Source organism: Spirochaetota bacterium (assembly GCA_004297825.1).
GTDB lineage: Bacteria > Spirochaetota > UBA4802 > UBA4802 > UBA5368 > FW300-bin19.
Window position 1 is genome coordinate 85,923 of record SCSX01000015.1, and the last position, 21,187, is coordinate 107,109.

21 protein-coding genes and 1 tRNA gene are annotated in these 21,187 nt (G+C 55.9%); 5 read left to right on the forward strand and 17 right to left on the reverse strand.

What is annotated here, in order from left to right:
- Positions 1–4 precede the first annotated feature (4 nt).
- Together EPN93_02900 and EPN93_02905 are read left to right on the forward strand one after the other, a co-directional pair.
- Positions 5–1,456, forward strand: a complete 1,452-nt coding sequence (locus tag EPN93_02900; protein ID TAL39040.1) for an amidophosphoribosyltransferase — start codon at positions 5–7, stop codon at positions 1,454–1,456.
- A gap of 118 nt (positions 1,457–1,574) precedes the next feature.
- Positions 1,575–1,647, forward strand: a tRNA-Trp gene (locus EPN93_02905).
- Between the two features lie 63 nt (positions 1,648–1,710).
- Here EPN93_02905 and EPN93_02910 read toward each other — a convergent pair.
- The 11 genes from EPN93_02910 to EPN93_02960 form a co-directional block, all read right to left on the reverse strand.
- Positions 1,711–2,073 (reverse strand): type II toxin-antitoxin system VapC family toxin, encoded by a 363-nt coding sequence (locus EPN93_02910; protein ID TAL39041.1) that lies wholly within the window; start codon positions 2,071–2,073, stop codon positions 1,711–1,713.
- 4 nt (positions 2,074–2,077) lie between these two features.
- A complete protein-coding gene (locus EPN93_02915; GenBank protein ID TAL39042.1) occupies positions 2,078–2,272 on the reverse strand; it encodes a type II toxin-antitoxin system VapB family antitoxin in 195 nt (64 codons plus the stop codon).
- Positions 2,273–2,411: 139 nt separating this feature from the next.
- Positions 2,412–4,262 (reverse strand): PAS domain S-box protein, encoded by a 1,851-nt coding sequence (locus EPN93_02920; GenBank protein TAL39043.1) that lies wholly within the window; start codon positions 4,260–4,262, stop codon positions 2,412–2,414.
- Between the two features lie 108 nt (positions 4,263–4,370).
- Positions 4,371–6,593, reverse strand: a complete 2,223-nt coding sequence (locus tag EPN93_02925; GenBank protein TAL39044.1) for a cyclic nucleotide-binding domain-containing protein — start codon at positions 6,591–6,593, stop codon at positions 4,371–4,373.
- A gap of 40 nt (positions 6,594–6,633) precedes the next feature.
- Positions 6,634–7,692, reverse strand: coding sequence for an endonuclease/exonuclease/phosphatase family protein (locus tag EPN93_02930; protein ID TAL39127.1), 1,059 nt, complete (start codon positions 7,690–7,692; stop codon positions 6,634–6,636).
- Positions 7,693–7,832: 140 nt separating this feature from the next.
- Positions 7,833–8,888: a serine/threonine protein kinase gene (locus EPN93_02935; protein ID TAL39045.1), complete on the reverse strand. Its 1,056-nt coding sequence runs from the start codon at positions 8,886–8,888 to the stop codon at positions 7,833–7,835.
- Positions 8,889–9,013: 125 nt separating this feature from the next.
- Complete coding sequence (locus EPN93_02940) at positions 9,014–9,955, reverse strand: cation transporter (protein ID TAL39046.1); 942 nt, start codon at positions 9,953–9,955, stop codon at positions 9,014–9,016.
- Between the two features lie 93 nt (positions 9,956–10,048).
- The gene (thiH, locus tag EPN93_02945) at positions 10,049–11,149 is read right to left on the reverse strand and encodes a 2-iminoacetate synthase ThiH (protein ID TAL39047.1); all 1,101 of its coding nucleotides are present in this window, start codon (positions 11,147–11,149) and stop codon (positions 10,049–10,051) included.
- A 22-nt stretch (positions 11,150–11,171) separates the two neighbouring features.
- Positions 11,172–11,939 carry a thiazole synthase gene (locus tag EPN93_02950; GenBank protein TAL39048.1) on the reverse strand — a complete coding sequence of 256 codons (768 nt, stop codon included), beginning with the start codon at positions 11,937–11,939 and terminating at the stop codon, positions 11,172–11,174.
- A complete protein-coding gene (gene thiS / locus EPN93_02955) occupies positions 11,939–12,139 on the reverse strand; it encodes a sulfur carrier protein ThiS (protein ID TAL39049.1) in 201 nt (66 codons plus the stop codon). Before thiS ends, EPN93_02950 begins: the two co-directional genes overlap by 1 nt.
- A gap of 109 nt (positions 12,140–12,248) precedes the next feature.
- A complete protein-coding gene (locus tag EPN93_02960; protein ID TAL39050.1) occupies positions 12,249–12,698 on the reverse strand; it encodes an Rrf2 family transcriptional regulator in 450 nt (149 codons plus the stop codon).
- Between the two features lie 307 nt (positions 12,699–13,005).
- Between EPN93_02960 and EPN93_02965 the strand changes: the two genes are divergently transcribed.
- From EPN93_02965 to EPN93_02975, 3 genes are all read left to right on the forward strand, one after another.
- The gene (locus EPN93_02965; GenBank protein TAL39128.1) at positions 13,006–13,182 is read left to right on the forward strand and encodes a DUF3343 domain-containing protein; all 177 of its coding nucleotides are present in this window, start codon (positions 13,006–13,008) and stop codon (positions 13,180–13,182) included.
- 45 nt (positions 13,183–13,227) lie between these two features.
- Positions 13,228–14,472, forward strand: coding sequence for an MFS transporter (locus tag EPN93_02970; GenBank protein ID TAL39051.1), 1,245 nt, complete (start codon positions 13,228–13,230; stop codon positions 14,470–14,472).
- A gap of 262 nt (positions 14,473–14,734) precedes the next feature.
- On the forward strand, positions 14,735–15,259 hold the full coding sequence (locus tag EPN93_02975; protein ID TAL39052.1) for a TlpA family protein disulfide reductase: 525 nt from the start codon (positions 14,735–14,737) through the stop codon (positions 15,257–15,259).
- 235 nt (positions 15,260–15,494) lie between these two features.
- Here EPN93_02975 and EPN93_02980 read toward each other — a convergent pair whose 3' ends face one another.
- From EPN93_02980 to brxL, 6 genes are all read right to left on the reverse strand, one after another.
- Positions 15,495–15,911, reverse strand: a complete 417-nt coding sequence (locus EPN93_02980) for a hypothetical protein (protein TAL39053.1) — start codon at positions 15,909–15,911, stop codon at positions 15,495–15,497.
- 200 nt (positions 15,912–16,111) lie between these two features.
- Positions 16,112–16,981, reverse strand: coding sequence for a hypothetical protein (locus tag EPN93_02985; GenBank protein ID TAL39054.1), 870 nt, complete (start codon positions 16,979–16,981; stop codon positions 16,112–16,114).
- Positions 16,982–17,074: 93 nt separating this feature from the next.
- Complete coding sequence (locus tag EPN93_02990) at positions 17,075–18,094, reverse strand: patatin (GenBank protein ID TAL39055.1); 1,020 nt, start codon at positions 18,092–18,094, stop codon at positions 17,075–17,077.
- 243 nt (positions 18,095–18,337) lie between these two features.
- Positions 18,338–19,483 (reverse strand): cysteine desulfurase, encoded by a 1,146-nt coding sequence (locus tag EPN93_02995; GenBank protein TAL39056.1) that lies wholly within the window; start codon positions 19,481–19,483, stop codon positions 18,338–18,340.
- A 9-nt stretch (positions 19,484–19,492) separates the two neighbouring features.
- Positions 19,493–19,690: a hypothetical protein gene (locus EPN93_03000; GenBank protein TAL39057.1), complete on the reverse strand. Its 198-nt coding sequence runs from the start codon at positions 19,688–19,690 to the stop codon at positions 19,493–19,495.
- A gap of 4 nt (positions 19,691–19,694) precedes the next feature.
- On the reverse strand, positions 19,695–21,185 hold the full coding sequence (gene brxL, locus EPN93_03005; GenBank protein TAL39058.1) for a BREX system Lon protease-like protein BrxL: 1,491 nt from the start codon (positions 21,183–21,185) through the stop codon (positions 19,695–19,697).
- Positions 21,186–21,187: the final 2 nt, after the last annotated feature.

Genomic DNA, 21,187 nt, shown 5'->3' on the forward strand with positions numbered 1-21,187 from the left:
AAATATGAAACCAGGGTGTCTTGGACACTATTTGAATAGTTACAAGCCGCGCGAGGAGTGCGGCGTTTTCGGCATATTCGGAACACCGCAGGCATCCAACCTGACCTACCTGGGCCTGTACCGCCTCCAGCATCGCGGCCAGGAGTCCGCGGGGATCGCCTCCTCGGACGGGATGCACATCTTCCGTTACGCGGGCATGGGCAAGGTCGTCGACATCTTCAAAGAGGAACACCTTGAAAGCCTGTCGGGACACATGGCGATAGGGCACAACCGCTATTCGACGACGGGCTCGTCCTTTCTCAGGAACGCCCAGCCCCTTCGCGCCGATTCGATTCTGGGGCCGATAGTGCTTTCGCACAATGGGAACCTCGTGAACGCGGGGGATATCCGGTTCGACCTGGAGCGCCAGGGCTCTATCTTCCAGACCTCGATAGACACCGAGATAATCGTGCACCTCATGGCGCGCTCCGGGATAAGCGATTTTCTCGAAGCGCTCATACGCTCGCTCAAGCAGATCCGGGGGGCCTACTCGCTTCTGGTCATGAACCAGAACGCCATTTACGCCGTCAGGGATCCGTACGGCTTCCGGCCGCTCGTGCTGGGAAAGCTCGACGACGCCTGGGTGGTCGCATCCGAGACCTGCGCCTTCGACATCATCGACGCGGAATACGTGCGCGAAATCCAGCCGGGAGAGCTCGTGGAGATTACTGCAAACGGCGTGCGCTCCTACTTCCCGTTCGAGAAGCACGACCAGGCGCTGTGCATCTTCGAATACATCTACTTCTCGAGGCCCGATTCCATCATTTTCGGAAACTCGGTCCACGACATGCGCATCCAGCTGGGACGCACCCTCGCCAAGCAATCGCCCGCGAACGCCGACATCGTCGTGCCCATTCCCGATTCCTCGACCTGCGCGGCGCTGGGCTATTCCCGTGAATCGGGAATCCCCTACGAAAACGGTATGATCCGGAGCCATTACATAGGCCGGACCTTTATCGAGCCGTCGCAGAAGATCCGCGACTTCGGGGCCAAGATCAAGTACAACGTCGTGCGCTCGGCCGTGGCGGGAAAGAAGCTCGTGATCGTGGACGATTCCATCATGCGCGGCACCACGATGCGCAAGATCATAAAGATGTTCCGCAACGCGGGCGCGGTCGAGATACACGTGCGCATATCGTCCCCGCCCACCATGTTCCCGTGCTTCTACGGCATCGATATTCCCACGCGAAGCGAGCTCATCGCCTCGTCGCACTCCATCGAGGAGATTCGCAAATATCTCCGCGTCGAGTCCATCGAGTACCTCACGCGCGAGAACATGCTCGCGGCGATCGACCGCCCCGAGATGCAGTTCTGCGCGGCGTGCTTCGACGGAAAATACCCGGTCGAGTTCCGTCAGAGCGAGGACAGCCAGAAGTATCTCTTCGAAGACCTCGCCATAAGCGGCGAATACTACTGATCGGCGGGAATGAAACCGCGCGTTGAAACGCGCGGCTACGAAGCATAAACACCCGCCGCCCCGGCGCGGAAAAAAAACTTGACACTCCCATGAGCGGGGCCTTATGTGGGACACGTACAGGTGACTAGCTCAATTGGTAGAGCAGCGGTCTCCAAAACCGCAGGCTGGGGGTTCGAGCCCCTCGTCACCTGCATGAGGAACGCGAAAAGGCGGGGTTTTGAGACCCCGCCTTTTTGCCCACTAAAACGCTGAATTTATCCTTGATATGCTATACCCATCTTGTGAGCGATGCCATGCAACCTCTTATCATTAGTCCATAACACGCAATCCGATAGTAAAGAGGATGCGAGAAGGTTGATGTCTATGAATCCTATTCCCTTACCCTGAAGTTTATTCATCTCGATAAAACGCAATATTTCCTGAAGGGCTATTTCAGGCGACGAATCAAGTGTTTGCAACAGGTTCAGGATTTCTTTGCGGTTTTTAAGAGTTCCGCATGCGAGTTCCCCGATTATAAAAGGATGAATTACCACATCGGCATTGTTAAGCAGTTCTATCAACCGTGGATGGCCCTTCTTAAAGTGTTCGATCCAGACGGATGTGTCAACAAGGACCATAGGCTTAGAAATCGTTCCTTCTTCTTCGTACCGTAGTCAATGACTTCTCTGTCCCACCGAGCTTCGCAAGACGCCTGCTGTTCTCTTTCTTAATAAGGGCCTCAAGGCCGAGGCGGACAAGAGTCGTTTTTTCGTCTATTCCGGTGAGAGATGAAGCCTTCTTGATTAATGAATCGTCAATATTTATTGTTGTTCTCATATGTATCTATGTGCATATTTTAAGCATATTAGTCAAATAATAATTAATAGTAGACTGTTGCGAGACCGCAGGGAGCACTGTGGGGCGTTTTCAGGGGCTGCGCACCCGCCTTTCTTCTTGACGATGGCCAGTTCCCCGCTTATTTAATCTCGAAACCGAGGATGACGATGTCATCCTCGACCGGACCACCGCCGCGAAAGGCGGTCAGACCGCCGATCACGGCGTCAAGCGTCGCATCGAGCGATGCGACGCCGTTGTCCCTGAGTATCGGCATCATGCCTTCGACCCCGAAAAATCTTCTTTCGCAATCCCTGGTTTCAACTACGCCGTCGGTATAGAGATAAACCCGGTCGCCCCTTCGCAGGCGTACCCTTGTTTCGTCGAAACAGGCGCTCCTGAATTGTCCTATCAGGGTTCCGCCGCAGTTCAATTCCTCGATCCCCCCCGTGGCGGCCCGATGCACGATCGGGGCCGGGTGCCCTCCCCGCGCAAATATGAATTCCGCCGAATCGTCTTCCCGGGAAAACGTGAATATCCCGTACACCGCGGTAAGGAAGTAGTTTTGCATGTTCACGATAAGATCGCGGTTAAGCTCCTCCATGAAGGATTTCGGGCGATCCCCGCAAATCCGGCATATCCGGTCGAACTCGAATTTGACGAGCGAGAGAAACAGCGCCGCGGATACGCCATGCCCGGAAACATCGCAGATAAAGACGCCAAGATCCCCCGAATCGAATTCCGTGAAGGAGAAATAATCGCCGCCAATCGCCGCGGCGGTGTCGCTCCGGGAACCGATCCGGATGCACGTGTGTTCCGGGACGGACACCGGCAGCAGCGCTTTTTGAATTCTCTGCGCGTGCCCGAGCTCTTTTTCAATCGCGGCATTTTTCATACGTAATATGTCCTCGGCGGCGGTCCGCTCCCTGATCTCTTTCCGCAATTGAAGCTTCTCCCTGAGATCGCTGCCGATTATCACCACCCCCTGTGGATCTCCGAATTCGTCCTGGATGATCGAGGCACGAATTTCCGCGGGGATGAATTCTCCCGTCGAGGTTATGAATTCGCCTATAATTTCGAACCTCGGGGTCCGGCTGCTTATCATCGCGTCGAACGCCCTGCCCGCCCGCTCGCCGTCTTTTAAAAGGGCGTGGAAGCGCGTTCCCGGTTCTCGCCGGATATCGAACCCCAGTATCTTTTCGATCTGGGGATTGGTCTTGATAATAATTCCACGGGTATCTGTGAGTACGAGCAGGTCCCGCATCCGGTACACGACCTCGTCCGAGACGTCAGACAGGTTGATGGACATGAAGCGGTAGCGCCGGATGGAATACCAGATGCCGAACGCCCATATGAAAATAAAAATCGGCGAAAGCGCCGGCACAGTAAAATGATGTATGGCCGGCAGTATGATGTCGGTGAAGAAGGCGAATGTAAGCGCAGAAACGGAGGTGACCACGAGCACGCGCGCCTGTTTTTTCTCCCGCCGGGCCGGCGCCCTTTTTCCCCAGAGATAGATGAGCACGATTCCCGCGAGCGCGTATCCCGATTGGTATGCGATAAAGAGCCAGAACCACGGACTGTCCGTCATCGGGACCTCGGCGTATCCGAACCCCACGCGGATAAAATCCGCCGCGTACATTTCGCCGGTGATCTGCTTGAGCGTGAAAACGAGGCCCGGAGCATAGAGCGCGAGGTATACCCAGGATCTGGCCAGGAGCGAATGCTTTCCGGTGAGCGTGAGCACGTAGTGAAGTGCGAACCCGCTGAACAGGCACCACCCCGGGGCGCTCAAGCCGTACCAGAACAGGAGATCATCGCGGGCGGGCGCGGCATGAAGAAACGCGTAGCAGAATCCCCACAGTGAGAAACACAAACATGTGGCCAGGGAGAGCCGGTTAAGCCGCGCGCGCGGATCCAGACGCAGCGAAAAGACCCCGAGGGAAGCGCACATGATCGCGGAAAATATGTTTATAAGAGAGAACGGGTTCATTTTTCTTTACCGTCCCGGGATTACCAGATTTAGCCCGGTGTAAGAAATATCCGTCCGTGGACTGCGATGCCCGATTCCAGGCCGCGGCAGGCGCAGATAGTGCGCATTTTAATTCTCGACCAGCGTCTTGATAATCACATCGGTCTGCCGTAATCGTTTTGCCAGCGCCGACGCGAGCTTGAGGTACACCGTTTCCCCGAAGCGGTGGTCTATTTCACACAGCGCGTCAAATGAGGCGCGCGTCATCACGTAAAGCCAGGCCTCATCCTCCGCGACGGCATTGGCGGAGCGGCCCCCCTTGACGAGAAACGCCATATCCCCGAAAAAGTCGCCCTTCCCGAAGGTTGCAAGGTGCTCCGACATGCCGCCGGAAAGGGGAAGGTCGATTCGGACCGAACCCTTCCTGATAAAAAATATTTCCCTGCCCTCGTCGCCGTGCCCGAAAATCATCTCGCCCGGCGCGTAGCGCTTCTCTTCCATGATGCCATTGAGCCCTTCGATCACCCGCCGGTCCGTTTCCAGGAAAAAGGTGAACGCGGCAAGGTCGAGCGGAAGGTCCGCATCACCCAGGCACGAGTTCACGGACTCGAGGATGCGGTCCTCGGCCCACTGAATCCCCTCGTCCAGGCTGCCGAGGTAGCGGATATTCCTTCCGGCCTGAGATAGTCCCAGCCGCGAAAGGTACGCCTGCACGTTCTGACCGGTCGGCAGGTTGATGGGGACCGAGGTGAATATAAGCTCGCCCCCGTTCGCGCTTACCGTCTGCTCAATCTGGTCGATGCGATGCACGGCCGTGTAATCGACCGCGGCCACCCTCCGCATGTCGAGAATGAGGTAGCGCGATTTTTCGAGGTGCGGTTCTATCTCCGTCATGAGCTGGTCCGAGGTGCCGAAAAAAAGCGGACCCTGAAGTTCGACGATCAGGATGTCCTCGCCGCGCGCATTGAGTATTTCGCGCTGGAGCGGGATCCTGTGTTTGCGCGAATAGAACTGATTTCCGAATACTTTCCTGCGCACTACCGGCTGGCGCATCTGGTCCCGGAGAAAAATGAGTATGGAAAGAACGATTCCCATGCCCGCCGCGGCGATCAGGTTCAGGTAAAGGGCCGTGACGACCACCGCGAGGTATACCAGGAAATCGAACCGGGTGCTGCGGTGTTTTAAGAGATATAAATTCTTGAAATCGATCATGCGCGCGCCGATAACCACGAGGATGCCCGCAAGCGCCGGCAGCGGCACCCACGATATGGAAGAAGTCAGGAAAAGCAGCACGAGCACGGAAAACAAACCCGCAAGCACGCCCGAGAGCCTGCGCCGCCCTCCGCTGCCCGCGTTTACCAGCGTGGGGCCCATGGTACCGGCGCCCGCGATACCGCAGGCGAGCGACGAGCCTATGTTCGCGATCCCCTGTCCGAAAAGCTCGCGATTGGAATCGTGACGCGATCTTGTCATCGCGTCCAGCACCAGGCACGTCTTCAATGTATCGATCGAGAGCAACACCGCAAGGGTGATCGCCGTGACCGCGATGGTGGGAATAAGCGACGGGCTTACCGATGCGAGGGATCCGTAGGAATTGACGATCGTCTGGAAAAACGCGTCCGTCCCCGTGGCCACGGGTCCCACGACGAGGCTGTTTCCCATCAGGGTGGCCATTGCCGGATAGTACAGCGCAAAAGCCCAGTAGGAGGCAATCCCCGCGACGAGGGCGAGTATGGCCGCGGGCACCTTGCGGATTAATTGCTGTGAAACCACCATAACGACGATTGTCACCAATCCCACGGAAAGGCCCTGCAGGTTCCACGCGTCCGGCGTGGCGAGTCCCTTCCAGAGCGTCATGCCTCCTCCGGGAACGCTGAATAGCCTTGGAAGCTGGCCGAGTATTATGAGCAGGCCCACGCCGCTCAGGTAGCCGGATACGACGGAGTACGGAATGTACTTGATAAAGCGACCCCCGCCCACGAGACCAAGGAACACCTGCAGCAGTCCGCAGGCCATGATTACGAGGAGAATCATGGAGGGGAGCGTTGCGGCAATATCGGTGCCGGTTCCGTTCGCGGTGACTCCCAGCACGAACGCGGAAAGCACCGCGGCGGCCGGTGCGCACGGTGCGGAGACGAGCCCCGGGGTCCCGCCCGTGAGCGGCGCGATCAGGCCGAGCATTATCGCGCCCACCACGCCCGCCATCGCCCCGCGCGACGCGAATTCCGCGCCCATTGGCGAGTAAATGATGATCCCGAACGCGATCGAAGACGGCAGCGAGACGAGCATGGCGGCGAAACCGCCGTAAATCTCTCCCTGCAATGCCGACAGCCTGCTCTTTATATCACCCATGCTCCAATTCTCGCATCCATTTCTTTCGCGATACCGGGACTCATTGTTTCGGAACAGTCACATCCGCGACGAGGGGAAGGTGGTCCGATATTTTCAAGGTGTCGTCGCGGCGCACGTAGTGGGTCCCCAGGTTTACATTATTCGAATAGAACAAATAGTCGATTATCCTGTCCGGGCCCTTAACCGCGGGATCGTTCGGGAAATGGGTATACCAGCGCTTCGCATCGGGACTGTTCGCCTCGGCGTACGAGGGTACGGACCGGTATGCCTTGAATATCAGCTCGACCTCGGTTTTAGGATTGAAATACACGCGCTGGTCGGGAGGGAGCGCCTCATAGGCGCCGCCCGGGGGAAGCAGGTTGAAATCGCCGCCGATCATCCACGGGTTTCCCTCGGCGCTCAGGGTGTCCAGGATCGCCCTCACCTGCTGCGTCTGCTTTTCCATCGTGTTCGTGCCCTGGGCGAACGCGTCCATGTGCGTGGTCAGGAACGCGAAATCCTTCCCGCCCCTGACCGGCAGGCGGACCTCGAGCACCGCGCGCCGGAAATTGAAGAGCATCGTGACCGGATCGCCCGGGATAAGCTCAAGCTGGTGGCGCGTCGCCGACGATATCTTGTATTTCGAAATTATGGCGAGTTTCATTCCCACGGCGCCCCGGATGCGCGGGTGCGGCACATAGGCCGCCTTCCAGTACCAGGCGCTCGCCTGGCAGGCGTACGAGGACGGGAGAAGCGCGAGCAGCCTCTTGAGCTGGTTTTCGTAATCGGTGCGTTTCGAGCCGTCGTCGATCTCCTGCAACAAAATTACGTCGGGGTCCTCGGCCCTGATTACGCGGGCGGTCTCGTTGAAGGTCGCGGTAATATCGGCGGGCGACGGCCTTTCATCGGGTCCCGAGCCGTCGAAAAGATCGTAAAAGAATACGTAGTTCTTCCCTGCCATGTACTGGATGTTCCAGCTGAGCACCTTGAGCTTCTGACCGGGCGCGAGCACGGGCGCCTCCCCGGCGCAGTTCACTTTTTCGCTCTCGATAGCAGCGGGATGATAGGTGGTAAACCATGCCCAGGCGACAAGCACGATGACGAGCGCCGCCAGTCCCATTAATACCCGCGTCAGCACCTTCTTGGTTTTCACGATTTCTTTCCCCCACGGAATTTAATCGCCGACGGATGCGATCCCTTGTTTTTAGTTTCCCTTTAAAGACGGCGCATGTCAAGGAAGTTCCGCGCGGGGCGCCGATACTACTTGTCCTCCCAGTCCCAGAAATAGTCCTTGTTCGTGAGCTCCTCCTGTTTCCCGTTCGCGTCCTGTTCCCTTCGCAGTCCCTCCGGGATATCCTCCACGGTCTCGTGGAAATATTTTATCTGCTCCTCGAGGTCGGCGGTGCATTCCTCCCAGTACTGGACGGTGCCGAAATGGGGAAAGGCGCGCGGGAAGGCGGGGTCCTCCCAGCGTCGCGCGATCCAGGCCGCGTAGTTGATATACCTGAGCGCCCTGAGCGGCTCGATGAGCCTCAGGGTGGAGCGGTCGAACTCCCTGAACTGACCGTATGCCTCCAGGAACACCTCGCGCTGGCGGAGCCCCTCGCGATCCCGGGCGGGGACCATCATCCACACGTCCTGAACGGCGGGACCGTTGAGAAAGTCGTCGAAATCGAGGAAGTACCAGCCCTCCGCGCCGTGTAAAAGGTTCCCCAGGTGGCAATCGCCGTGGATCCGGTGAAAGGGAACGTCCCGGCGCAGTTCGTCGTAGAGCTTCACGATCTCGTGGACGGCGTCCGCGTAGCGCCCCGCGCAGTGCGGGGGAAGAAACCCGTTCTCCTGGAGGAACGCGAGCGGCTTAAGCCCATAGGTTTCGCCGGTGAGGGCGATACGGTACACGGCGTTCTTCGAGGCGCCCATGTTGTGGATCCGCGCGAGCGTCCTGCCCAGGATGCCCAGCACCTCGTCGGAGAGCTCGTCGGGCACCCTCCCGCCCGTGCGCGGCCAGATCGCGTAATAGATGCCCTCGATCTCGTGCAGGGTCGCCCCGTCCGCGAAGCCGCGCGGCGCGCAGACCGGGATCTCGTCGTCCCTGAGCGAGATCAGGAACTCGTGCTCCTCGAGTATCTGCTCCCGGGACCAGCGGCCCGGGCGGTAGAACTTCGCGACGACGTGGGTGCCGTCCTCGAGCTTCAGGTCGTAGACCCGGTTTTCGTAGCTGTTGAGCGCCATGCAGTGTCCCGTGGGCTCCAGGCCGCTTTGCTCGAGGGCCCTGAGGATGATGTCCGGCGTGAGGTTATAGAAAAAGTTTTTCATCGTACAGTTATATCGGCCCCCAAATGCTGTTACGCATCTCCGCGAACCAGCGCGGCTGGTAACATGGAATGGGGTCCGGTCGCGATGTAAACCGTTTTTTCCGGCGGGCGGATTCGGGGCGCCGGTTACCGCGTCCCGTAACCCTCCTCGCAGGCGCCGTCTCCCGGATGGTAATGCACGTGTACGTCCACGATTTCATCGATTTCCGCGACTAGGCGCGATTCAAGCATCGTCGAGATTTCATCGCCACGGCGAATGGTCCTCGAACCGTCTATGCAGATGTCGATGTTGACGACGAGGTATTGTCCGAACGTATGTACGCGTATCCGCTCTATGCCGCTGATCTCCGGGATTCCCTTCGCGACGCCGGTTATCCGCTGCGTGAGCTCCGTGGCAGGCGCCGTGCTCATGAGCGCAAGGGCCGATTCCCGGATGATGTTGATCCCCGTGCGCAGTATGAACAAGGCGACCACGCCCCCGGCGAGCGGGTCAACCCAGGGAAACCCCTCGCGGCCGAAATAGATGCCCACGGCCGCGGCGAGCGATGCGAATATGTCGTTGATGTGGTCGAACGCCAGCGCGCGGATGGCGCTGTTGTTGGTTTTGGCGCCGATTCGCTTCGTCACCAGGGTGAGCGCTATTTTCAGGCATATCGTGAAAAGGGCGATCCCGAGCGTAATGAGCGGGGTTTCCGGCGCGGGCGTATGCCGCACGAGCGCATCGTACACCCCGTCGAGCGCGTTCCAGAAGATCGCGACCGCGGTGCTCAGGATGAACGCGCCCACCACCACCGAGGCGATGCTCTCCATCTGCCGGTGCCCGTAGGGATGCTCGTGGTCCGCGGGCTCGACCGACAATCTTAGAAATATCTTCGTCGCGATATAGTACGCCACGTCCGAGGTCGAGTTGATGCCGTCCGCGAGGAGTGCCGGGCTGTGCCCGAGCATGCCGAAGAACACCTTGAGGAAGGCGAGCACGATATTGGACACGAGTCCCAGGTTCACCGCGAAGGAGTTGCTCCTGTCGTTTGCGCGCTCGCGGGTTTCCTGTTCGCTGTTTCGTTCCATTTTATTTACATGCCCCGTCCGGCGGCCGCGCGGGAGAGAAATATTTTTCGGGCCGGGGGCCGATACGCGATCGGCATCCGGACGCGCCGATCGTTACAGGTTCTGCCAGTCCTTGAAGACCGGCTGGTACCCGCGGGAATAGATCATGGCGCTCACCTCCTCCACGCTCCGGTGGTCGGCGATCTCGAACTGCCCGGTGGTCCGGGGGCCCTGGGCGTATCCGCCCACCTCTGTGTGCGATCCCGCGGACATGCGCGTAACCCCCAGGCCTACGAGGTTGTCGCGCATGTAGCCGCGCTCCCGCGTGGAGACCGTGATGCCGGCCCTGGGGATGAACAGGCGGAACGCGCACATGATCTGCACGAGCTCTTTGTCGCCTACCTCGTGCGGGGAGGTATAATGCCCTTCCTGCGGCTGGAGGCGCGGCAGGGATACGCTCACCTCGATCTCGGGAAAGCGGTCCTGGAGCCAGGCGGCGTGCAACCCGGTAAGGAAGGCGTCCCTCCGCCAGTCCGCAAGGCCCAAGAGCGCCCCGACCCCGACGGTACGCACATGCGCGGCGCAGGCGCGCTCGGGCGCGTCGAGCCGCCAGCGGTAATCCCGCTTGGGACCGCGGTGAAGCGCGTCGTACACGTTTTCGTCGTAGGTCTCCTGGTAGATGGTGAGCCCGTCAAGGCCGGAGGCGACGAGCTCCGCGTATTCAGGCTCGTCCACCGGGTACACCTCGGCGGAAACCGAGGAGAAGTGTTCCCTGAGCAGCTCGATGCTCTCGCCGATATAGGAAACCGGCGATTCCCGGCGGGATTCGCCCGTAAGCACGAGGATGTGGCGTATCCCGGTCGCGGCTATGATGCGCGCCTCGCGCTCTATCTCCTCCATGGTTAGCTTCATCCTGGGGATTTGAGTTCCCTGCCGGAAGCCGCAATAGGCGCACTCGTTCACGCAGTAGTTGCTTATATACAGCGGTGCGTAGAGCTGGATGACCCGCCCGAATTGCCGGAGCGTGATCTCCTGCGACTTGCGCGCCATGTCCTCCAGCCGGCCCTCCGCCGCGGGCGAAAGCAGTGCGAGGAAGTCCTCCGGGCCGGGCCTCTCCGCCGAAAGCGCGCGCGCGATATCGGCCTCTCCCGCGCGCCCGATCGCGTCGGCAAAGTCGAAATCCCTGTAGCGTTCTATGGTCTCGAAGAATGACATGAGTGTTCCTATGGAAGGGGCCTCACCGGAGGAACCCGGTGAGCGGCGACGAGGCCTCCGCGTATTTTTTAATCGATCCCGGACCGGCGAGGTAGGCCTCGCGTCCCGCCTGGATCGCCATCGCAAACGCCCTGGCGATGCGCGCGGGGTCCTTCGCCGTCGCGACCGCGGTGTTCACGAGGACGGCGTCCGCCCCTATCTCCATCGATTCGGCCGCCTGCGAGGGAAGCCCGATCCCCGCATCGACGACAACCGGCAGGTCCATTTCCTCTATGAGGATCGAGATCATCTCGCGCATGCGCAGGCCCTTGTTCGTGCCAATGGGCGCCCCCAGGGGCATCACGGACGCGGCCCCCGCGTCGCGGAGCCTTCGCGCGTCCATCAGGTCGGGGTTCATGTAGGGCATCACCACGAAACCCTCCTTCGCGAGTATATCGGTCGCGCGAATCGTCTCCGCGTTATCCGGGAGCAGGTAGCGGTTGTCCGATATCACCTCTATCTTGATCCAGTCCCCGCATCCCATGGCGCGGGCGAGCCGGGCAATGCGCACCGCTTCGTCGGCGTTGCGCGCACCCGAGGTGTTGGGCATGAGTATGCATCCGGAGGGCACGTATTCGAGCATGTTCTCGGACCCGGCGTCGGGGTCGACGCGCCGCACCGCGACGGTCACGATATGCGAGCCCGACGCGACTATCGTGTCACGCATCACCGTATGCGACGGGAACTTACCCGTCCCCAGGAGGAACCGGCTCCGGATTTCACGCCCCGCGATCTTCAGCACATCGTCCATCAGCCCCCTCCGACAAGCGAGAGCACCTCGAGGGTGTCCCCCTCCTCGACCATTACCGAGTCCCATTCGTCCCGGGGAACGATGGAACGATTCTTCTCGACTACCAGCGAATCGGTCTTAAGGCCCCTGGCCGTAATGAGCCCTTTTACGGAAATCTTCCCGTCGAACTCCACTTTACGGCCGTTCAGCGTAATGATCATGGCGCATCGCTCTTTCAATAGAATACGGCACTATTCAATAATACACACTTCTGTCAAGGTTTTCCGCGCGGTAACGCAAATCGAGCAAAAATACGCGCAAAGGCCCCAGTTAAATGGAATAGCTCCCCTGGTGCGCGGGTTCGCCCCTGCGCGCCTTCAGCTTGCGCACCAGTTCATCGAGCGTTACGGATTCCAGGTAACCGCGCATCGCCCCCCCCAGTCCCTCCCAGAACTCCCTGGCAACGCAGTCCCCTGAACGCGAACATGCCGCCGGGCTTTCCACGCAGTCGACGAGCTCGATGGTCCCCTCGAGCGCCTCGACGATTTCCCGCACCGGGATATCGGCCGCGGGCCGCCCCAGCATGTACCCCCCATGGGCGCCCCTGAATGTAGCCACCAGGCCGTGCGCCTTAAGCGGAATGATGATCTGGCTCAGGTATTTTTCGGAAATGCATTCGTCCCTGGCAATCTCTCGTAGAAGGATGGGACCTGCGCCATCGCGCGCACCGAGATCCATCATCATGCGCAATCCGTATCGAAGCCTCGTCGAAATTTTCATTGTGTTCGCCCGGAGTCCTTATATGGAAGCATATTACTAGTAATTGAAATTCGATTCTTCGTCAAGGCAATTTCGGCGGGGCGGCAGAATGGGCCTTGAAAAATCCGGGTATGCCGCAATCCTTCCCATCCACGCCGACGGCGAAACCATCGCCGCTGCCGCTCAAAGAGCGCGCATCGAAATCGCGGAAAAAGCGCTTGAAATCATTCGCCCCGCCGCGTCATAACACCGTCAGATTTCAACACGCCGGAGGCGGATCGTGCCCGAAGCTTATAGCATCATCCTTTTCAAATCGGTCAGCCACGCCATGCACGCCGAAAACCTGCTCAAGCGGGCGGGCGTGCCCGTGAAGCTTATCCCCATTCCGCGCCACCTGAGCTCCGATTGCGGCGTGTGCCTCCGGTTCGCGCGCGAATCGCGCGCCACCGTGGAGGAGACGCTCAGGGATCGCGTGGGATACGATCGCATTGTCGATACGGAATAACGGGCCGGACGGGCGGCGCGCCCCGGGAAGCTGCTTGACGCGGGAATGGCCGGCGTGTATCACGTCAGGTCTCAAGCACGGAATTCATTAGAGGATTTGGAATACGCCATGACGCTTCCGCCGCGCATCCGCCGCGATTTCCTGCTGTTCTTCATCGCCGTCTCTGTCGCGGCTTTTTCCCAGAGCGTGATCGATTCGGTGTTTAACAATTTCCTCGCGGAGAGCTTCTCGATCACGGACCTCCAGCGCGGGGTCCTGGAATTCCCGCGCGAATTGCCGGGATTTCTCGTCATCTTCTTCTCGGCGCTCTTCGCCTTCCTGTCCATACGGCGCATGGCCGCGCTCGCGAACCTTTTCGCGGCGGTGGGGATACTCTGCGTCGGGTTTTTCTCGATCGACTTTTCCTTCATGCTGCTGTGGCTTTTCATTTTCAGCACGGGGCAGCACCTGTTCATGCCCCTCGCCTCGACCATAGGCATGGAATTCGCCGACGAGGGCAACGCCGGAAGCCGCCTGGGCCAGTTCAACGGCGCGATGAACCTCGCGGCCATCGTGGGGAGCTTCCTGATCTTTATCGGGTTCAAGTATCTCGATTTTTCATTCTCAATCGCGTTCACGATTTCCGCCGCGGGCTTCCTCACGGTGTCCGCGCTCATGTTTTTCATGAAACCGGACAAACCGCTCCCCGCGCGGACGCGCTTCAAGCTTCGTAAAGAATACCGGCTCTTCTACTGGCTGAATATCCTGTTCGGCACCCGCAAGCAGATATTCCTCACCTTCGCGCCCTGGGTGCTCGTCAAGATATTCAACCAGCGCACGGAGGTCGTCGCGACGCTGCTCACCGCGGGGGGCATTATCGGTATCTTCTTCAAGCCCCTGCTGGGGCGCGCCATAGACCGGCTGGGCGAGCGCTTCATCCTCATGGCCGAGGCGGCGCTCCTCGTCTTCGTGTGTGCGGGCTACGGGTTCGCCCGCGATATCTTCACGGAGGACGTCGCGATGTACATTGTCTTCGCCTGTTACGTGATCGACCAGCTCCTCATGTCGGTAAGCATGGCGCGCGCGACCTACATGAGGAAGATCGCGCTTTCGCCCGCCGACATCTCCCAGACGCTCACCATGGGCGTGACGATCGACCACATCTTCTCGATCACCATCGCGCTTGTAAGCGGGGCAATCTGGATCACCCTGGGCTACCAATACGTGTTTCTTCTCGCGGCGTGCATCGCGTTCGTGAATTTCTTCTCGGCGTCGCTGGTGAAAATCCCAAGTAACCGAGTACCGGAATAGGATTCCGGGTACCCGCGTAAATCCCCCCTTTAGGTAACTGATCATTACCCATATCACAAAAATTGCCTCAGGAAGCCCCCTAAATCCCCCGGAGGGGGACTTTAGCAATCGGCAGAATATGCATTTTCTGGCATTGGCAGGTGTCGTTGCCCCCGTCGGGGGGGTATGGGGGGTGTTTTTTAAGCAGATAAATACTTGTTGACTTCGCGTCAATATTTAATAATCAGAAGCACATCATTCGAAACTACATGCGTGCCGCGATATGCCTGCCGCGGCCTTCCGGGAGCCTATGAAAACGACCGTAAGCCTGATCCTGTTCATCGCCCTCTGCATCTCCTCCACCGTCCTGTACGCGGAGCTTAAGCAGGGGGATACCGCCCCCTCCTTCACGCTGCGGGACTCGAAAAACAGGCTCGTCCTGAGCAAGGCGGTGATCCAGCAGAAGCCCCTGCTCGTGAGCTTCTACTTCGCGGGGTGCGAACCGTGTAAGAAGGAGCTCCCGGAAATGCAGAAGCTTTTCGAAAAGCACGGGAGCGCCGTCGCCTTTTACCTCGTTTCCACCGACAAGGAGGGCGCAGAGGTCGCCGTTCCGTTCGTCCAGAAGCTCTCGGTCACCATCCCCGTTCTCTGCGACAAGTATTCCGACGCGGCGAAGGGATTTGGTGTAACGAAGTACCCGACCGTCGTGATCATAGGGATGGATGGGACCGTCCTGTTCGCCGCGAGCGGTTACCATGAGGAGACGATTGCGCTGATTGATCAGGTGTTGGGGGCGCTGCATCAATAGGGGATATTGCCAAACCGGATGAATTCTTTTACCCGGAGAAATCCTTCTCACGCACCAGCGCATAGCTGAACCGATTGCTCCATCCGCGCTTGATCGCCTTCCGGTAGTGCCCCAGGAACTCATGATAGCGGAAGCTTTCGGGACCATACCGGAGCACCTGGCAGCCGGCGCTCCATTTCCCAATGTGCTCAATCCTGTCAACGCTGTAATGTATATTGATCCCCGACCAATCGATTTACTGGACGGTGCGACCGTCCAGGTCCAGCACCATGTCGCGCGTCGTGTCTCGATAGAGCCTGAGCAAGCCTACCTGCTGGAGTGCGGGCAGCCCATAGTGCAATCCCAGTGTGTACGCGCCACGGTAGAAACCGGGGGCAAGAATCGCTGTCCCGAATTCGGGGAGCATGGGATGTTGCAAATAATAGATCCCGGGAACCGTCGCGGCCTTATAGGTGTAGAGCTTCCACTTACCCTTCACTTTGTAGAAAACACACAGGCAATCGTTGAATCGATCGGCCTGCACCTCCCCCGTCTCATCGTTCATTATCGACCGGATGCCGACCGTGTTTATATTGTAGTCCCCGGTCTCGAAGACGGGATAATACTTTCTTTTCATTACACTAATTATCGAAGAGACGGAAAATTTTTTCATTGGGGCCTCGTACAGGTAAATTTTCCAACCTTCCCCGAAGCGATGCTTCACAAGCGGGTCAGTTCTATATACGAGCGGGGATGCGCAAACGGTAATACTTTTACGCGCGGGGACGGGTGATTTCTCGTTCCCGCGCGCAAGAGTAATTCATTATGCATGCAGGGAGGGATCGACAAGGAGCCGGCACGCCGGTCTCCTGGCTAGTTCTTGAACATGAGTTCGTTGCTAGTTATTATTCTCCTGCTAATATTCAGCATCGTGTAACATGTGTATGTTCCGTCTTCACCGATCTCCAGGTATTCATCGATTTTTTGCTTGGACTCCAAAGCGAGAGAAGCCGCATCCACCTGGAACCCGGATTTATTTCCTTCTGTCCCTATGGCAAGGGCCAGCCGCGTTCTCATCTGTGCGATGCCGTTTTCCATAGACGCCCGCCGGGCTTCATCGATGCTGTTTCCCCGTCCTATTCCCACGAAATACGCAAACTGATCATCCGCCGGGGTCTTGCTTACCCATTCCGGGGCCGCATCGTCCGCTGCATAAGCACTCGTTAATAAACCAGTTGTGGTTGCCTCGTTAGCGGCTATTCCGGCAGAAATTTTTCTAATAAATTCATCTTCCCTGGTGTAAATAGAGTCCCTTTTCTGAAAGATGAGATACTCCAGCACCGCTTTTCGCTTCACAATGGTCGTAGTATTGTACTCCGCAACGTAGAGCTTCATTTGCGAATAGTCGCGGTTCATTTCCCGTACGAGCTTGTCGATTGCTTTATAATCCGTGTCGAAACAGGTGTTTTTTACTACGACGAGCGAGGGAATGAGTATACCCATGATGATCACGGCACTTTTTACCCATTTGTATTCAAGGCGCTGGAATCCGACGATCACGACCCCCAGCACTGCCACCAAGACCGTGAGCGCGAGGGACAGATTGGACTGCCATTTCCATCCGTTGATCGTCTTACCTACCTCATCGATCAGGTCTCCGAATGCTCCTCCCTGTGAGTTGAGTGCTGTGGACAATAGGAGCATTGATGAAAGCGCCAGCACAACGACTACTGCTTTTTTCATTTCATACCTCCCGTTTACAAATTTTTGTTAGACGTTCTCTATTAAAATGAGACCGCTGCAAAGTATCCTGCGAATCCCAGGCATAAGCCCATTCTACGCGTTTGCCTTCGTTTCTGAGTTGTCATACCATTTTAAATACAATTCCGCCCCGTCCCTGCCGGACTTTACTAAATCATTTTTCTTCTGATCGGTAAGATTGAAGTCGGTCGTGTTCACGCCAAGGGTATCAATGTATATCGTTCGCATCCAGTCGTCGCTGTGCAGGTGGAGGCTCTCCTGGGCATTGAGCACCGTTCGAATGAGGGCCCAGCTGTAGTCGAAAAAGTTATCCACCTTCCGGTGAACGGGCTCCTCATGATCCCTGAACAGGGAAATCTCCTCGCGGGTATCCAGCCGAAAGCCCAGGGTTTCCTTATTGTAGACGAAGTCCGAATCCCTGCCTGCCGCGGTAAAATCGGTATTTATTTTCGAATAATAGGGCGGCACGGAATAATTGACGGTTGCGAGGTATCGTTTACGGTCGAAAAGCTTAACCGGGTAGTTGTCCAGGACGCCGCCGTCCACGTATACGTCGCCCCGTGCGTTGCGCTTCGCCGCAAAGAACAGCGGTATGGACATGGAAATTCTCACCGCATCGGCCACGCGCGTTTCGGGCGTTCGCTCCGCCGAGAAAACCTCCGAAAAACCCGTCGACAGATTGGTTCCCATGAAGTACAAAGACTTGAATCCCTTCGTTGCCCGGGCGGCCTCTATGTCCGCGAACGTCGAATTGGCGTTCCCGGTCTTTTTCTTTATAAGCTTTCCTATCCAATCCCTGAAGAAATCCCCCTTGTACCAGCCGAATTTCTCGATGAGCCGGGCGGTATCCCGGACAACGCCCCACGAATCATCCATGAACTTGTTGAAATCGAGCGACCACATGATCTCCCGGACCTCGGCAAGGGTGAAGCTGAGACCCAGCAACACCGCGTTAATGGCCCCCGCCGACGTGCCCCCTACCCTTTCGATGTTCGGTAAGATGTTTTTTTCGGTGAGAACTTCAAGGGCACCAAGGTAGGCTATTCCTTTTACTCCGCCGCCTTCGAAAACGAGGTTTTTGAAATGGTACGGCATGGGTTGGACCTCCTGGGATAAATTTTGCTGCTTCCACCAGGAATCACATGTCCCCTGATAATCTCGACATCATCGACCCGACATAAAGTCTTCGACTAAAGTCGAAGGTTTTATTCCCCGCATTGGATAATAAGACCCGCATATTAGAGATTTTCCAATAGTAGCTGTTCAGCTGAATTTGGCTTTTAACTAATTTTTGTACCTTCACATCCTTTTGCTGGAATTTTGGATATGAAATGAAGTTTATTCTCCTGATTTCTTTATTTTGCTATACGCATCAATAATAGCGGTTACGATAACGGTCACATCCTGCATTGTGTTGTATCTGCCGTATGAAATGCGAATTGATGATTTAGCTTGTTTCTCTGACAGACCTAATGCAAGCAGAACGTGTGAAGGTTCATCTTTGCCGGAGTTGCAAGCCGATCCTGTAGCAATATAAATCCCTTTTAAATCCAACAAATGCATTATTGCTTCGCCATAAACATGAGGAAAAGTTACATTCATCGTACCTGGTAGTCGTTCAGCATCGTCCCCGTTGATTCTGATATCAGGGATTTCTGCTCTCAGTCCATCAACGGTTGCTCTGATGAGAGAAGAGAGCTTTTCTCTCATTTCAATCATATCGGTAACGCTTTCCACAAGTGCATAGCCCAAAGCCACTATCCCTGCTACATTCTCTGTACCTGCGCGTTGACCTTGTTCTTGTTCGCCGCCATACACCAACTGAGGCAATGCTAAGCCAGAGCGCCTATACAAAAACCCTGTGCCTTTTGCACCGTTGAATTTATGTGCAGAAGCAGTCAAGAAATCAACCTGCAAGTTTTTTACATTCACCGGAATGTGTCCAACAGCCTGCACTGCGTCAGTGTGAAATAGAATCCTTCGTTCGCAAATACGCTTACTAATAGCGGCAATAGGCTGGATTGTTCCAATTTCGTTGTTAGCTAGCATTACCGATACAAGTTTTGTGTTCGGTCTCAATGCCATTTCTACATCATCAACCGAAACACACCCGTTACCATCAACAGCTAAGTACGTTACTTCAACTCCTCGGATTTCAAGCGCCTGGCAAGCGTTCAAAACAGAGTGGTGTTCAATGGAGGATGTTATGATATGAATCGGATTGTTACTGAACAATATTGAAACGTTCTGAATAACCCAACTGTTTCCCTCAGTTCCGCCGGAAGTGAAGGTGATTTCGGAAGACTCCGCCCCAATAACTTCTGCAACCTGCCGTCGTGATTGTTCGATAGCTCGTTTTGCTTTCACTCCGAGCGCATACTTACTGGATGCATTGCCATATTGCTCCTGTAGAAACGGGAGCATTTTTTTAAAAGCCACATCGGATATTTTTGTTGTAGCTGCATTGTCGGCGTAAATCACGATTTCATCTCACTAAAATAGTATACAGCCTTGCTCTTTAAATTCTTCAACCTTTGCCAAAAGGAACTCGGTGTCGACCTCCAAGAATTCCGAAAGACAATCAATGCAGTAATAACGCTTGGCGTCTTTGTCGATTAACTTTTTAATTAGCCCGATTTCATTTTTGCTCAGGTCTTGCTTCCCGCATACGTAACAGTTCTTTTTCTCCATTCCATTACCCCTTTTGCACTTCAGGGTCTGGGCGCACACTAAATACCGGGATATCTTTGCCTCTATACTCTTCATCAAGCACACCAAGCTGGTACTTAATGGTATCTCTCATCTTACGTGCTCTGTCAAGGCAGTACCTTTTAAATTCACGGGCTGTAATGTCACCGGGCTCACGCACATTTGGGAAAAGTAGTTTTAAGTAGGCTGTAGCTATACGCTTGACTGCTTCGGTATCACGGGTGTCTGCCGCTTCCGGCACTTCAATAAGTTCATCGACAACAGCACGATAACTCATATCTTCACGAAGTTCGTGAAGTACCGAGCAAAAATACTCTGAATTCAAAGCCCAGCCTGCAATTTTAAGGTCATCGTTCATCCGAGGTATGTTCCAACCTTTAATGAAACCGTGGAAACGCTCTATCAGTGCCGATTCGTGGAACACATTCGGCAATTCTTCAAACATATTGCTGTAACCATCTGCATCCATTGTTTCTTTTTTAATGTTACCGCAGAGGATTACACCGGCATCGGCAATTCCCTCATAGTTGCCAACTGTGAAAATACCCGATTCGAGGTAACCTTTTAGTGCCGCGCGCATTTCATCAACATCTGTGAATGATATAGTCTGCACTTCGTCGAGAGTTATAAAATCATTCCCTGATACCAATCCAACCGCTCGTTTATTTTGATCATAGAACATCTTTGCTCGGCTCATTATACCTCCGCTTGAGAGCCAACCGAAACGACTTACACGACCAAATAAATACGACTTGCCAGTACCTTTTGGTGCAAGTTCGATAAGATTCAGTCGCTTTTCTATAAAGGGAAGTAACCGAGTCAGCATAGTCAGTTTTTTTTCATCGTCACCGAGGTAACCGCTCGGATTATAGTCTACCGCACTTAAAAGGACATCAAGCCACTCCGATGTTGTAAACTCCCTGCGGGCATCCTTGTAGTAGTCAACATCAATTGTATACGGACAAAATGTCTTGAAAGTAATCAGTTTAATTTTTCCCCTGTTGGCTCCTTTGGCTCTGTTTTTTAGAAATTCAACATCATAGTCATCAGGCGGGCGATAGCCGATTTCAACCATTCCCCATGTTTCACGACCGCGTACCAAATCTTCCTTGCAGATTTGCCAAACGGAATCCTCGATGATAGTGTCTTTGCTTGACAACCCGAAATCAGGCAAAGCAAAAGAAACTTCTCCCGTTTTGATGTCGATGTCAATAGACACCTTAGCGAGAAATTTTACTCGCTCGTGTTCGATTACCACCTGATTCTTAATAGCTGTCCAGTCGTCCTTGCGCGGCAGGTAAGTCCGCACAAAACGAACCAACTCGTCGGAGTCGAAGTGACCGTTCTCGTCCTCGAATTTCTTTAAGAGCCAGTCACGCATAAAGGAAGGTAGGCTCAGAGCGGAGAAGAAGTTGCTCTTCTTAAGGTCTTTATAAACGACCATCTCGTCAAAGCAATTTCTGAGTTTATCAATCATCA